The organism is Desulfomonilaceae bacterium (genome assembly GCA_041662605.1).
Lineage (GTDB): Bacteria > Desulfobacterota > Desulfomonilia > Desulfomonilales > Desulfomonilaceae > CAJBEZ01.
The window spans coordinates 26,149-40,186 of record JBAZSD010000021.1 but is presented as its reverse complement, the minus strand read 5'-3'; the positions used below and the strand labels follow the sequence as shown (position 1 = coordinate 40,186).

The 14,038-nt window shown below is 47.8% G+C and carries 16 protein-coding genes; 8 read left to right on the top strand and 8 right to left on the bottom strand.

The window, feature by feature from the left end; genetic code table 11:
* Positions 1 to 14: 14 nt before the first annotated feature.
* The 8 genes from WC647_14965 to WC647_14930 form a co-directional block, all read right to left on the bottom strand.
* Positions 15 to 548 carry an NADP oxidoreductase gene (locus tag WC647_14965; GenBank protein MFA6223608.1) on the bottom strand — a complete coding sequence of 178 codons (534 nt, stop codon included), beginning with the start codon at positions 546 to 548 and terminating at the stop codon, positions 15 to 17.
* On the bottom strand, positions 545 to 1,309 hold the full coding sequence (hoxU, locus tag WC647_14960; GenBank protein ID MFA6223607.1) for a bidirectional hydrogenase complex protein HoxU: 765 nt from the start codon (positions 1,307 to 1,309) through the stop codon (positions 545 to 547). The genes WC647_14965 and hoxU overlap by 4 nt, the downstream gene beginning before the upstream one ends.
* A complete protein-coding gene (gene nuoF, locus WC647_14955; protein MFA6223606.1) occupies positions 1,306 to 2,943 on the bottom strand; it encodes an NADH-quinone oxidoreductase subunit NuoF in 1,638 nt (545 codons plus the stop codon). The genes hoxU and nuoF overlap by 4 nt, the downstream gene beginning before the upstream one ends.
* On the bottom strand, positions 2,933 to 3,439 hold the full coding sequence (gene hoxE / locus WC647_14950; protein ID MFA6223605.1) for a bidirectional hydrogenase complex protein HoxE: 507 nt from the start codon (positions 3,437 to 3,439) through the stop codon (positions 2,933 to 2,935). The genes nuoF and hoxE overlap by 11 nt, the downstream gene beginning before the upstream one ends.
* Before the next feature lie 12 nt (positions 3,440 to 3,451).
* Positions 3,452 to 4,021, bottom strand: coding sequence for a class I SAM-dependent methyltransferase (locus tag WC647_14945; GenBank protein MFA6223604.1), 570 nt, complete (start codon positions 4,019 to 4,021; stop codon positions 3,452 to 3,454).
* A 96-nt stretch (positions 4,022 to 4,117) separates the two neighbouring features.
* Positions 4,118 to 4,648 carry a ferritin family protein gene (locus WC647_14940; GenBank protein MFA6223603.1) on the bottom strand — a complete coding sequence of 177 codons (531 nt, stop codon included), beginning with the start codon at positions 4,646 to 4,648 and terminating at the stop codon, positions 4,118 to 4,120.
* Between the two features lie 93 nt (positions 4,649 to 4,741).
* Positions 4,742 to 5,263 (bottom strand): ferritin, encoded by a 522-nt coding sequence (locus WC647_14935; protein MFA6223602.1) that lies wholly within the window; start codon positions 5,261 to 5,263, stop codon positions 4,742 to 4,744.
* Positions 5,264 to 5,391: 128 nt separating this feature from the next.
* The gene (locus WC647_14930; protein MFA6223601.1) at positions 5,392 to 8,649 is read right to left on the bottom strand and encodes an efflux RND transporter permease subunit; all 3,258 of its coding nucleotides are present in this window, start codon (positions 8,647 to 8,649) and stop codon (positions 5,392 to 5,394) included.
* Between the two features lie 521 nt (positions 8,650 to 9,170).
* Between WC647_14930 and WC647_14925 the strand changes: the two genes are divergently transcribed.
* The 8 genes from WC647_14925 to dnaB all read left to right on the top strand — a co-directional run bounded on the left by WC647_14925 (position 9,171) and on the right by dnaB (position 13,913).
* Positions 9,171 to 9,554, top strand: a complete 384-nt coding sequence (locus WC647_14925; GenBank protein MFA6223600.1) for an ATP synthase subunit I — start codon at positions 9,171 to 9,173, stop codon at positions 9,552 to 9,554.
* Positions 9,555 to 9,557: 3 nt separating this feature from the next.
* Entirely contained in the window at positions 9,558 to 10,280 is a 723-nt protein-coding gene (atpB, locus tag WC647_14920; protein MFA6223599.1) for a F0F1 ATP synthase subunit A, read from the top strand.
* A 30-nt stretch (positions 10,281 to 10,310) separates the two neighbouring features.
* Positions 10,311 to 10,658: an ATP synthase F0 subunit C gene (gene atpE, locus WC647_14915; GenBank protein ID MFA6223598.1), complete on the top strand. Its 348-nt coding sequence runs from the start codon at positions 10,311 to 10,313 to the stop codon at positions 10,656 to 10,658.
* A gap of 146 nt (positions 10,659 to 10,804) precedes the next feature.
* Entirely contained in the window at positions 10,805 to 11,092 is a 288-nt protein-coding gene (locus tag WC647_14910) for a hypothetical protein (GenBank protein MFA6223597.1), read from the top strand.
* Positions 11,093 to 11,275: 183 nt separating this feature from the next.
* A complete protein-coding gene (rpsF, locus tag WC647_14905; protein ID MFA6223596.1) occupies positions 11,276 to 11,806 on the top strand; it encodes a 30S ribosomal protein S6 in 531 nt (176 codons plus the stop codon).
* A complete protein-coding gene (rpsR, locus tag WC647_14900; protein MFA6223595.1) occupies positions 11,803 to 12,048 on the top strand; it encodes a 30S ribosomal protein S18 in 246 nt (81 codons plus the stop codon). Before rpsF ends, rpsR begins: the two co-directional genes overlap by 4 nt.
* A gap of 22 nt (positions 12,049 to 12,070) precedes the next feature.
* Positions 12,071 to 12,544, top strand: coding sequence for a 50S ribosomal protein L9 (gene rplI / locus WC647_14895; GenBank protein MFA6223594.1), 474 nt, complete (start codon positions 12,071 to 12,073; stop codon positions 12,542 to 12,544).
* 7 nt (positions 12,545 to 12,551) lie between these two features.
* Positions 12,552 to 13,913, top strand: a complete 1,362-nt coding sequence (gene dnaB, locus WC647_14890) for a replicative DNA helicase (protein MFA6223593.1) — start codon at positions 12,552 to 12,554, stop codon at positions 13,911 to 13,913.
* Positions 13,914 to 14,038: the final 125 nt, after the last annotated feature.

Below are 14,038 nucleotides of genomic sequence, written 5' to 3'. Positions count from 1 at the left end.
GCTCTCCACGGTTATCAGGCTCCGAAACGTGTTTTTCCCTCAATAGCCGGTAAACGCCCATTGAGGAGATCAGTTAATGTCGATAATATCACGCCGGCCGGGGGTGGGCAGCCAGGCAGGAAATAATCCACCTTGACGTATTCGTGGACAGGTTTCGCGTATTCCAGTAATTTCGGTACGTTATCTAAGGGAATACATTTCCCCAAGGTGGCGTTTTCTACATAGGAGCGGGACAAGGTATCTTCCAAACTGAACTTGTTGCGCATTCCGGGAACATTAGCCGTGACGGCGCAGTCACCAAAGGAAACAAGAATTGCGCTTCTGGCCCGTAAAATGAAAATCTCTTCTCTGTCAGCCTCGGAACTTACAGCGCCCTCGATAAGAGCGACATCAATATTTTCCGGAATCACCTTAAAATCTACCAAAGGGCTGTACACAAGCTCAATTTTTTCCGAGAGTTCAACAAGTTTCTCATCAATGTCCAATAAGGACATGTGGCACCCCGAACAACCGTCCAACCATGCGGTTGCGAGTCTGAGTCGATTCATGTTTTTTCTTCTCCGCGCATCATCTTCAGATAAGGCAGAAACTGTCTCTTTTTAGTCATTTCAGAGATGGATTTTCCTTTTTCCGATAGAGCCCCAGTTGGGCATACTTGCACACATTTCCCGCATCCTGTGCATGTGCTCGATTCTCCCCATGGCTGGTTCAGGTCTGTAATAACTGTCGAAAGGTAACCCCGACTCATGACATCCCATGTGTGCGCCCCTTCTATTTCGTCGCAAACCCGCACGCACCTCTGGCACAGGACACAGCGATTATGATCCACGGAAAATCTGTCGTGGGAGGCGTCCACGACGTGTTTAGAGTGCAAATACTCATAATGGACATGGGTCATGCCCAATTCGATAGTTAGGGCCTGAAGATCGCAGTGACCGTTGGAAACGCAAACAGAACACACGTGATTTCGTTCAGCGAAGAGAAGTTCCAGGATTTTCCTTCTATAATCCATGACCCGTTCCGAGTTTGTGATCACTTCCATATCCTGGCGCGCAAGGGTTACACAGGCGGGGCTCAGTTTTGGAGAACCCGTTATCTCTACTATGCAGATTCTGCAAGCCCCACGTTCGGATAAGCCGTCAAGGTGACACAATGTTGGAATGGCGATCCCATTTTCGCGGGCCACGGTAAGGATGGTTTCGTCCTCCCGGGCGCTCACCATCTGGCCGTTGATGCTGAAGGTCAATACTCTTGCGGGCTGGACATCCGCAAGATCAGCGACTCTTTGCAAAAAAGCCGGGTATCTCATTGTGATTTCTCCATGTGACAGACTCCGGCAGGGCACACTTTATCCTCAATGTGCGCTTTGTATTCATCCATGAAATAACGCATGGAACTCAGAACCGGATTGGGCGCCGTCTGACCTAGGCCGCAAAGGCTTGTGCTTTTGACGAGGTCGCAAAGTTCTTCAAGCAAAGCTATATCTTCAGGTTTACCGTCGCCTTGTGTAATTCTTCTCAAAAGATTGTATATCTGCACTGTGCCGACACGACAGGGGACACACTTACCGCAGGATTCGCTCATGCAAAACTCAATAAAAAATTTGGCCACATCTACCATGCATGACGTTTCATCCATCACTATCAGTCCGCCGGACCCCATGATTGCCCCTACCTGAGCAAGGGATTCATAATCCATGCTCATGTCCAGGAATTGTGATGGGATGCACCCCCCAGAGGGCCCACCCGTCAGTATGGCTTTGAATTTTCTGCCACCAGTGATGCCTCCACCGATATCAAAAATAATCTCCCGTAAAGTCGTGCCCATCGGGGCCTCAATCAATCCGGTATTTTTTACTCTGCCGGCAAGAGCGAAAACCTTGGTGCCCTTGCTTTTGTCAACCCCGATGGAAGCGAACCACGAGCCGCCTTTTTGAATAATCGGAGGGACATTGGCGAATGTTTCAACATTGTTGATTAAAGTAGGGTAACCCCAGAGTCCAAGTTCGGCAGGGAAGGGTGGTTTTGGCCTGGGGCTTCCTCTGCGGCCTTCTATGCTTGCCATAAGAGCCGTTTCCTCACCGCAAACAAAGGCTCCGGCGCCCAGCCGGACATTCACTTCAAAACTGAAAGTCGTATTGAATATGTTGCGACCCAGCAGCCCGAGTCTTTCGGCTCTGGCTATGGCCGTCCTGATTCTTTTTACCGCCAGTGGATACTCAGCCCGGACGTAAACAAACCCATAATGGGCTCCGACGGCTAAACCAGCTATGGCCATACCTTCTAGAACCCTGTGAGGGTCACTTTCGAGAACGCTACGGTCCATGAAGGCGCCAGGATCACCTTCATCAGCGTTGCATACGACGAATTTGACATTGTTCTTGGTCTTGGAAACAGCAGTCCATTTAAGTCCGGTTGGGAAACCGGCTCCTCCTCGACCCCGAAGGCCACTCTTGGAAATTTGTTCAATAACCGCTGCGGGAGTCATCATCCTCAAAGAGTTGTATAGCGCTTCATAGCCACCTTCAGCTATGTAGTCCTCAATGCTCTCGGGATCTATTCGACCGCAATTCTCAAGTACGATCTTTTTTTGTCTGGCAAAAAAAGGCAGGTGGGCTGAACAATCCAAGCGGCTTACCGGTTCTCCCCCCAAGGCCTCAAGGATGTCTGATACGTCGGAGACTGCAACTTCCTGGTATGTTGCGCCATCGGGTTCGATGACCACCATGGGACCTGCGGTGCATAGGCCCAGGCATCCCACCCCCTTGACTAAAACCCAGCTTTCAAGTCCACGACGGGCAACTTCTTTTTCTAAGGCTTCCTTGACGAGTCCACTCTGGCAGGAAAGGCAACCCGCGGCGACACACACGTGGATACGATGTTTGAATCCCTGCCGTTTGTCCTTTTCTATTTTCGCAATGTCTTGTAATTCTTCAATCGTCATGATTAATGAGCCTCCTGATGCCTTCGAGCAAAGAGTCTGAAGACATCCTGCCGTGGACATCGCCGTCAAACACCACAGCCGGCGCAAGCCCGCATGATCCCATGCAACGGGCGGTCAAGAGAGAAAGTTTCCCATCGGGGGTCGTTTCACCCGGCTTTATCCCAATTTTCTTCTCTACTGTTTTTATCATGTTTGACGATCCCGCTATGTAGCAGGCTGTTCCGAGACAAACGACGCACGTATGCTCCCCAGGGGGCTTGAGCGTGAAAAAGTGGTAGAATGTCGCAACCCCATAGACCAGGCTTAGCGGCAGATGTAGAGACTCCGCCACATACTTCAGAGAGTCAGGGTCAAGAAAACCGAATGACTCCTGGACGGCGTGGAGTGTTTCGATCAAAGCGTCTGGTTGATGTCCATGCAACCTCATGGTTCTATTCACCAGTCGCCATCGCCGGTCTTCATTCAGTTTGGCGTGTTCCGTTTCTTGATGATCCATTTCAGGCCCTCTTTAAGGATTGATACGGGAAATGTTTCTGCCGATGAACTGACTGACGTTTCCTTTGTCCCCAGAATTTTCAACAGACATTATCGTTTCGAGGTGGGGGAAAAATTGCGCAAGGCCTTCTTCAGGAACCAGATAATCGGTACAGAACCCGGGACTCAAGTTCAAATGCCGATAATTGAAAGTTGCATAGATCAACAATCCGCCGGGCTTCAAACTTGATTTGATCCTCCCCATAAGGCCTTTTGAAAAGAAGTAAAATATTACGACCAGGTCATAGAAACCTGAACGCACCGGATAATAATCGAGGTCAGTCAAAACCGGCCCTATTGTCAGTTTTCGCTCCCTGATCTCTTTTTGGAGTCGTCCCAGGGCCTGAATGCTGGTATCCAACGCGTCAACCCAGTAACCACGTTCGGCCAGGAACACAGCATTAGAGCCCAGCCCGCAAGCCAAATCAAGGGCTCTGCCTGATTTTAGCAGATGCTGGGATTCAAGTAACAATTGATCGGGAGGAGGAATTTTTTCCATGGCGCCAGAGTAACGAGAATTCCACCTCTGCCGATCTGATTTCATTTAAAGCCCCTACTTGAGAAGCGTTTTAATTTGACCAATTTATTTGTGAATCAAAAACATTTACGAGTAATTACATCGACAAAAGTAATATAGTTCTTAGCCCTCCAGGAGACCCCGCTCTTTCTCCGTAAACCAGGATTCAGGGTTTTCAAAATACAGTTTCAGATCCTCCAACGCGCCGAAATGTCCTCTTTCTTCACTGATCATCACTTTAACGAATTCCGTTTCTATAGGGTCCGTCGCTTTAGCAAGCTGCTCCTCATAAAAACTTATTGCGCCCTGTTCCATCTCTATACCTATTGAAAGGGCCTCAATATCCGAATTGTCACCATCGACGCGGGAGCCTAATGATTCTATTCTTTTTCTGAACAATTTCCGGAGATCTTCATTTTCAACTTTGTGCCTTTTCCAGTCTGTATTCCATCCCTGGCCCTTTGAAAGGGTGTCAAAAATTTCCTTTACTCTTATTATATGAGCGCCTTCGTCAATCATGAGATTCCTGAATATGTCTTTTCCAAGCGGATTGACACAGTTTTCAGAAGCTTTTTTATAAAATTCCCGACCTTTCTTTTCCTTCTCGAGAGCGGCTGATAGCATTCCAAGAGCTGGGTTTTTGACTTCAGTCATTCTTTCCTCCTGTTAAATCTGTAGACGACCAAAATCGGCGCCTGACAGAAATTGAGGCGCCGGAATTGACACTTTTACAGGGCAAGTGGTTTTTCACGCCCCCGTAGTAGCTGTTGTGGGATATACGAAAGTTCTTGTAGCAAGTTCCCGATCTATCATGAACATACCACCACCTTGATCTCCCGCCAGTTTAAGCCTCTGAACCACATCATAGGCTGAAGACTCTTCTTCCACCTGTTCGTTGACAAACCATTGCAAAAACGTGACAGAGGCGTGGTCTTTTTCAGCCATGGCAAGGTCAACAAGATTGTTAATCAGAGATGTCACTTTCTGCTCATGCTTGTAAGCTTCTTCAAATACGTGCAACGGTGAGCCCCATTTGGTCGGCGGCCCATCAATTGCTGTAAGGGTCACATCTCCGCCGCGCTCATTGACAAAATCAAAAAACTTGATTGCATGTATAAGCTCTTCCTGAGCCTGACACCTCATCCAGTTGGCGAAACCGGGCAAATTGATTGAACTGAAATATGCCGCCATTGAAAGGTAAAGATAAGAAGAATAGGTCTCAGCATTAATCTGTTTATTGAATTCGTCCTGAATTTTTTCTTTGATCATGTATGGCGCCTTTCCCCTGTTTTATTTCTACAGACCTCTATCGGTCTCTATCAAACAGATGCGACGGGATTTGTAGAAATTCAGAAGGATCAAAACATGTAACCCAAGGGTTCCAGTCCTCAGGAAAGCTAATCGGTTTTTGACGCGTCTGGGCCGTGCGAACCGACCTTGCCGGAATAGATCAGATAATAGACTACGGGAACGATAACCAGAGAAAATATGGTTGACGCAAACGCTCCAAAGATGAACGACCATGCGAGCCCCGAAAAGACGGGGTCAAGAGTGATGACCCAAGCGCCGAAGATCGCGGCGCCGGCAGTTAGAAGAATGGGGGTAAACCTAACTGCTCCTGAGTCGATTATAGCTTCTTTGAGATCAACTCCCTGCCGTACCCTGACATGGATGAAATCAATCAAAATTATGGAATTTCGGACAACAATCCCCGCGAGAGCTATCATTCCTATCATTGCGGTGGCGGTAAAGAAAATAGAGTCCGTGTATTTTCCTATATGAGAAGCGAACAGGATGTTAAGTATGGCGAATCCCGGCAAAATGCCAATAAGCGTAAGTGGGATGGCGATCATTATAACGAGAGGCACGGAGAAAGACTCTGTCTGCTGCACGAGTAGAACATAGATCAATACCAATGCGACGAAAAACGCTATTCCCAGATCCCGGAATACATCAAGAGTTATTTTCCACTCTCCCTCACCCGCCCAATTTATTTCGTAACCTTTGGGAATGTTGAGTTGTTTTGTGGATGAAGTCAGTTCGAGGATAGCGTTGACCGGACTTAGACCCGCTGTGTCTCCAACTACATAGACTACTTGGTGCAAGTTTTTTCTAAATATGGTTTTATCCAGGGTTGTTTTCTCAATCGATCCAAGTTCCGCAAAAGGCGTCATTGAGCCATCGGAGCCTTTAAGTTTGATCGAGCCCATGTCCTGTATCCGGGACCTAAGCGCTTGGGGGAGGCGAAGATTTATCTCCAGGGGATTTCTCTCCTTGTTGGAATGGGCTATTGACGGAGATTCCCCACCCAAAAGGATTTTTGCGGACTGAGCGATCTGATCTTCAGTTAGACTGTGCTGACCGGCCTTTGTCCGATCAACCAAAAAATTGTATTGCGTTTGAGGGGCTGTAATTGAGTCATCTACATCAACGACATCAGTCGTTTCTTCCATGAGCTTTCTTACACGTTTGGCCAGAGCCGCAATTTCATCGTAGGACGCTTCGGGCGGCCCGTAAACCTCCGCTACCAGCGTTGAAAACACCGGAGGACCCGGTGGAACTTCCACCAGTTTTATGTTTGCGTTCCACTTGCGAGCAATTTCCTCTATTGCCGGTCTAATTCTCAACGCTATTGCGTGACTCTGGAATTGCCGATCCTCCTTGTCGATCAGATTTACCCTTATGTCCGCCAGATAGGGGCCATCTCGCAGATAATACTGGCGAACCATTCCGTTGAAATCCATAGGCGACGCGACCCCAACAAAGGTTTCAATGTCCCTAACCTCATTGACGGAAGCCAGGTATAGCTTAACATCCCGAGCTACCTTATCTGTTGATTCCAGCGTGGTTCCTTCCGGCATATCTACGAGGATAAGAAATTCGTTTTTGTTGTCAAAGGGCAGCATCTTCATTGGAACCAGGTTAAGTCCGACCAGGGCGACGGATCCTATGAACGCCAACCCGATCAGGCCCAAGAGATAATGGCTCTTCCTGCGGCTTTCCAGGAAAGGGATCACTATCGCCCGGTAAGTTTTGTAAATTGTTCCACTCTTGAAATCATAAGGTTCGGATTTACGGTCGTATTCTTTTCGTAAAGCGTGGTAGGTGGCCCACGGTGTTACAGTAAAGGCTACGGCCAGGGACATCATCATGGCTATCGGAACGTTTATGGCCATTGGCCTCATATATGGGCCCATCATTCCGGTGATAAAGAACAGGGGAAGAAACGACGCTATAACAGCCAGAGTGGCCAGGATTGTTGGAGGACGGACCTCATCCACGGCAAGGATAGTTGAATCTAACGGTGGATGGGTCTTCAGCTTAAAATGGCGATGAATGTTTTCAACGTCTACAATGGGATCATCCACGAGCAACCCGAGTGACAGGATCAGAGCGAAGAGGGTTACCCTGTTAATCGTATAACCGAACAGATAATTAGCGAGAAGTGTAACAGAGAGTGTCATCGGAACGGCAAGAGCCACGATCATGGCCTCTCGCCAGCCCAACATTATTGTCAGGAGCGCTATAATGCTTACAATCGCTATCAGTAAATGTTTGACCAGTTCATTTACCTTGTCATTGGCTGTTTTCCCATAATTGCGCGTGACTAGAAAGCGCATATCAGACGGGATTACATCTTTCTTTAGATCCTCGAACTTCCTTATGAGTCCATCGGCAACCTGAACGGCGTTAGTACCCTTGCGTTTGGCTACCGCAATCGTGACCTGATTGTAAGTTTTCCCTGGAATGGCCCCAGGCAAGTTACGAGTTTCAGGGTCCGCATGCGCCCCAGCCCCGAAAGTAAGGCTCGTATACGAAGTGACTTCCGCCGGCCCATCAATTATTTCAGCGACATCCCTGAAATAAACAGGTTTGCCCTGGTCTATTCCAATGACAAGGCTACTGACTTCATCCGCGGATTTGATAAATGGACCGGCTTCGACAATAATTTCCCTGTCCAGTATGTCCATGGATCCGGCAAGCAAATTTACGTTTGCGCCTTTGAGGGAACGAACCAAGTCTAATGGAGCGACGTGCCTTGCAGACATCCTCTCCGGTTGGAGCAGGACTCTTATCTGTCTTTCCCGTCCCCCGACCACGTAGGTCTTTCCGGTGTCCGGAATGCTTTGCAGTCGATGTATTATCTCGTCAGCGACTCTTCTCAGTTCATAATCGGAATAGGCCGAACTGTATAAGGCAAAAGTGACTATAGGGACGTCATCTATCTCAACCGGCCGGATGACCCATCCTGTAACCCCGGGAGGCACGTCCGGGGTATACGCCATTATCTTGCTGTAAACCTTTAGAATGCTTTTTTCTCTCTCCTGACCGACATAGAAACGGGCAGTGACAACTGCCCCCCCTGGTCTGGATGAGGAATAAATGTATTCAACCCCATCAATTTCCCACAGTTTGCGTTCAAGGTTTATTGTTACAAGGTTTTCAATTTCATGAGCGGACGCGCCCGGGAAATTGATCATGACATCAATAACCGGCACCACGATTTGCGGGTCTTCTTCGCGGGGAGTCACTATAAGCGCTGCCGCGCCAGCCAGGAGTGACCCAATTATGAAAATTATCGGCAGCTTTGAAGTGAGAAACTCTTCAACTACCCGAGCCGTAATTCCCAGGTTATATTTTTGTGACAGGCTCATCGCGTCTCTTATAGAACGCAGAAAAAAAGAAATGTTAGGGAGTTATGAAAAAGAAGCGCCAAAGTCATGAATGAAGCGCAAATAATGGTTTCAGCTTATCACCGGAGCCAAATACCGTCAACAAAACTAACAATTTCAACGCTGAGGGGAGAATTTTCTGGATAGCTTCAGGGAATTGTTGTTAAATGAAGTGAGCCTGCTGGAATTGTCACGGACGCTTTTTTTGAAGCCTCCCGGGCATAACGTTGTTGACAAAAGCAGTCCTCATCTGGTAACCAAAGTAACTCTAGTGAAGAACATACAAACAACCTGGACGCTAGTCGGAGATGGCCTTCAATTAGGCGCGTCGATTGTTTTTGCTATCCTGATCGGGGCTGCTCTGGGATACTGGTTGGATGGAAAGTTCGGCACATTTCCATATTTAAGTATTATATTTTTTCTTCTTGGAATAGCGGCTGCGAGCCGAAATGTCTGGATTGAGGTTCGAAAACAACTTCGAACCCAACATTCGGGGCGGACGAATGGACTTTCAAAAAATCCCTAAGATCTGGTTTCTCCTGTCAGGGATTGTTTTTTTTGCAGGTTTTATCGCCTGTTTTGCGTTCGCGCCTATGAGATTCACTCTGGGATATGCCGCAGGCGGCAGTCTGGTTTTACTGAACGCATGGCTTTCAGCTCGCCGGATCAAGAAGTCGGATTTTCTTAACAAGGGTCGCGCTATGGTTACAATGATGGGCGGCTTCTATTTAAGACTTGTTTTACTGGCGGTCTGCCTTTTTTGTCTGATAAAATTTGAAAAAGTAGATCCGGTCGGACTTATCACCGGGCTGTCTGTAGTCCCGGCCGGACTTTTTATAATGTTGACGCTAATCTATATATCGAATAGGAGGCCGAAGGAGGTCTAATAAATGTCAGCTAGCATTCACCCGCCTGTGTTTACTGACGCCGTCGCAAATCCTTTATTGCATTCGATGGGGCATTTTTTTGAGAGTCAGGGAGTTACTCACGCCGATATCAACAACGTTCTGAACACCTGGCTTGTTATGATTATCCTCGTGGTAGCCGCTGTCCTTGTGAAGAACAAACTTGAGATGATTCCGAGAGGCGGCCAGAATTTCTGGGAGGTTATCGTATCGACCCTCGAAGACATAGTCGTTCAGACCATGGGCGAACATGGAAGACACTATTTTCCTTTAATAGCGTCTTTAGCTCTGTTCATTTTAACGTGTAACCTGATCGGAATAATTCCATGGTTCCAATCTTCTACCAATAATCTCAACACGACGCTGGCATTGGCGCTTGTTGCGTTTTTTACGACTCATTATGTTGGGATCAAGGCGCACGGAACCCATTACATCAAACATTTTCTTGGACCCGTACCGTGGTTGATTCCATTGATGCTTCCAATCGAACTGATTGGGCATTTCAGCCGGATCCTCTCACTGAGCTTCCGACTTTTTGGAAACATAATGGGCGAGGATCTAGCCATTATAATTCTAACGATGCTTGTGCCTTATCTGGTTCCTTTGCCAATGATGTTTTTGCAAGTGTTCACTTCTTTCATTCAGACTCTCGTGTTCATCATGCTGACCATGATGTACATAACCGGATCTCTGGAAGAAGCTCACTGATATTCCAACAACATGGGAGGTTTTTATTTGATGAGAAAAGTATTTATCGCTGGTTTGATGACAATCGCCCTTAGTCTCTGCGCCGGTTTGGCCTTCGCCGCCGGTGAAATCACCGCAGCGGCCGCAGGCATAATTCAGTGGACAGTTCTTGGCGCCGGTTTGGCGATCGGTCTTGGCGCTATTGGTAGTGGAATCGGTATGGGCACCGCCATCGGTGGAGCCTGCGAAGGCACCTCCAGGAACCCTGAAGCCGGTGGCCGTATTCTGACCACCATGATCATCGGCTTGGCCATGATCGAATCTCTGACCATTTACGCGCTTGTCGTTGCGCTGATTCTTCTTTTCGGTAATCCTTACGTCAAATTCCTTGGCGTTTAAGTTCATCTTGGGGGCCACTTTGAGGGCCCCCTTTATCCTACCCTGAATCTTCCAGGACCCAAGATATTCTGTTTTATAATTTCACATGTTTCTATATCTCATAGTTTGGGGTATTTGTGTTTGCGGTATCCATCGGGGAAAGCGGTATGACAAGCAAGGTTAAATTATGCGGAGTTTGCGGCGGTGTGATGAGAAAATCGTCTCGGAGAATACTTTCCGCTCCCGCAGGCGTAGTTATTATTTTGCTTGGCCTGTGTCTGATGGCCGGTTACGGTTTCTTTACCAACTTTTATCAGGCTCCGTGGTTTATGAGGTTCGCTTTACCTGCGCTTTATTACATCGGTTCAATTTTCATCGCCGTTGGGATAGTTTTTTTCTTCATACGCGAGAATGTATGGCGTTGTGTGGACTGCAAGGAGATGCTGAAGCGTTAGCAAACGCATCTCGGATGTGTCGGATTATTCATTCGGCGCCCTGAATATTAGAGTTCCAAACTTCGATTCCTCCAAACACTCTCCCAAAAAACAGTTGCGCAATTATCCATTTTTAGGTAATCTACCAATTTCACATTAACCCTCCTTGCCCTTTACAGGGCTTGATAGCCGAAAGGAGCTACTATGAGACGGTACGAGGCATTAATAGTCCTCGATCCCGACATGCCGGATGATGACGTGAAAGCGCTAAATGAGCGTTTGAGCGTTATAATAAAGGATCACGCCGGGGAAATCATCAAGATCGAGGACTGGGGGACCAGGAAGCTAGCTTATCTGGTCCGAAAAAAAGATAAAGGACGATACATCCTTTTCGATTTCGTCAGTGGGCCTCAACTCATCAACGAGTTGGAACGGCAGTTCAAGATCACTGAAGACGTCATGAAATACCTGACTGTTAAACTGGATGATGAAGTTGATCTCGAGGCTTTTAAGGCCAAAGCCGAGAAAGAAGCCGTAGTCACTGAGGCGAGCCCGGAAGCGCCGACAGAAGAAGCGAAATCCGAGACGGCCGAAGCCCTGACAGATGTGATGGTTCAAGAAACAGAAGTAACCGAGGTATTGCCGCAGCCGTCAGAGGAATTGGTAGCTGAAGAGCCCGCATCTACTGAGAATATCGCGTCTAGCGAAAGCCCGACCAAGGAGGAGGGACTATGAATAACAGACCACAGAAACGTCGCCCCTTCCCAAGGAGTAAGGTTTGCAGGTTCTGCGCTGATTCCGGATTGCGAATGGACTACAAGGATCCAAGCCTTCTGAGGATTTTTGTTACCGAGCGCGGGAAGATAGTCCCAAGAAGAATTTCCGGGAATTGCGCTAAACATCAGAGACAGTTGACTACCGCTATCAAGAGAGCAAGAAACATAGCGCTTCTGCCCTTCACCGTGCCCAGACGCTAGTTTCTGTAACGGAGTATGAGCCATGAATGTAATATTACTTGATCATATTGAAGACTTGGGTTTGGTCGGCCAGACTGTAAAAGTGAAGGACGGCTACGCCCGGAATTATCTTTTGCCGAAAAAACTGGCTTGTTTGGCCACAGACAAGAATCTCAACTTCTACAAGGGACTAATCGAGGCAAAACAGAAAAAGCTCGCTAAAGCCAGAGGCGCTGCAGAAACTCAGGCGGAGGGCATTTCCTCTGTTGTCCTGACTTTTGTCCGAAAATCCAGAGACCAGGACGCTCGTTTGTTTGGTTCAGTAACTAACGCGGACGTCGCAGAAGCTCTTGCCCAGCAAGGCTATGAGTTCGACAGAAGGAAAATCTCGTTGTCCGAACCTATAAAGCGTATAGGTGAGTACTCCGCTTCTGTTAGATTACATCCGGAAGTCATAGCCACACTTAAGGTAGTGGTTACCCCAGAGGGCTCATCGAAGGATGGCGCAGGACAGTAACGCGCATATGAAGACTCCCCCCCAGTTTCTCGAAGGCGAACGCGCCATACTGGGGGGATTACTTATCGATAATGACGCCGTCCCCAAGGTTCTAGCTACACTCTCTCCTGAAGATTTCTACAGAGAAGCTCACCGCAACATCTTCTACGCAATTGTTGACCTGTTCAACAAAAACGAACCGGTTGATCTCATAACACTCACATCCGGACTAAAAGAAAAGGGTGTTTTCGAGAATGTCGGTGGCGCCTTATTTTTAATGGAGCTGATCGATGCAGTACCAAGCGCTGCAAACATTATTCATTACGCCAAAGTCGTCAAAGAAAAGTCCATCCTCCGGCAACTCATATCAGCGTCTACCGAAATATCGACCAGATGCTACGATGAACAGCAGGATGTGGATGAATTTCTCGATGAAGCTGAACAGATTCTGTTCAGAGTCGGGGAATCCAGGATAGGGACTGGCTTCTACCACATCCAGGACCTCATGAAGACGAGTTTCCAAACGATTGAAAGTCTGTATGAGAGGAAAGAAAATATTACCGGTGTCTCTTCCGGTTTTCGTGATCTGGACTCGATGACAGCAGGTTTTCAAAACTCTGATCTTATTATTGTCGCAGGTCGGCCCTCAATGGGAAAGACTTCGTTGGCGCTGAACATCGCAATGAACGCCGCGACAGACGCCGCTAAGCCAACCGCAATTTTTTCCCTGGAAATGAGTAAGGAGCAAATAGCCCTAAGGATACTTTGCTCCAAGGCCAAAGTGAATCTGAAGAGCTTACGAACCGGGTTCCTTACCCCGGAAGACTGGGCGAGACTCACTCTGGCTGTGGGCAGTATCTCGGATTCTCCCCTGTATGTTGATGACACCCCAGCCATCAGCACGTTAGAGATCCGGGCAAAAGCTCGTCGTCTTAAAAAAGAGAAAGATCTGGGGCTGATTATCGTAGATTATCTGCAACTAATGAAAGGACCGGCAAGAGCTGATTCCAGAGAAAAAGAAATCTCCGACATATCCAGGTCTTTGAAGGCGTTGGCCAAGGAGCTTAACATTCCGATCATCGCCTTATCCCAGTTAAACAGGAAAGTCGAGGAAAGACCTAACAAAAGACCTCAGCTTGCTGATTTACGGGAATCCGGCGCAATCGAACAGGACGCTGACGTTATTATCTTCATTTATCGGGATGAGGTGTACAACAAGAGTGAAGATAACCCCAAAAAGGGTGAAGCCGAGATCATTATCGGAAAGCAGCGTAACGGTCCAATCGGCATGGTGACGGCATTTTTCGACGCCAAGTATTCGACCTTCCGGCCTTATTCCCAGCGGGAAGATTTTGTGGCCGACGACTCGGCAATACTCTCGAACCTCTAAAAAATCCCAAATCGCTTTCCGAATAAATGGGCCTTCCAGGTTGTGGTTCACCATCTAACCCTCTTAATAAGGGCTTGTTCGTGAAATACCCGCCTGGACACCAACAATAAGATTGTGTGATTGAC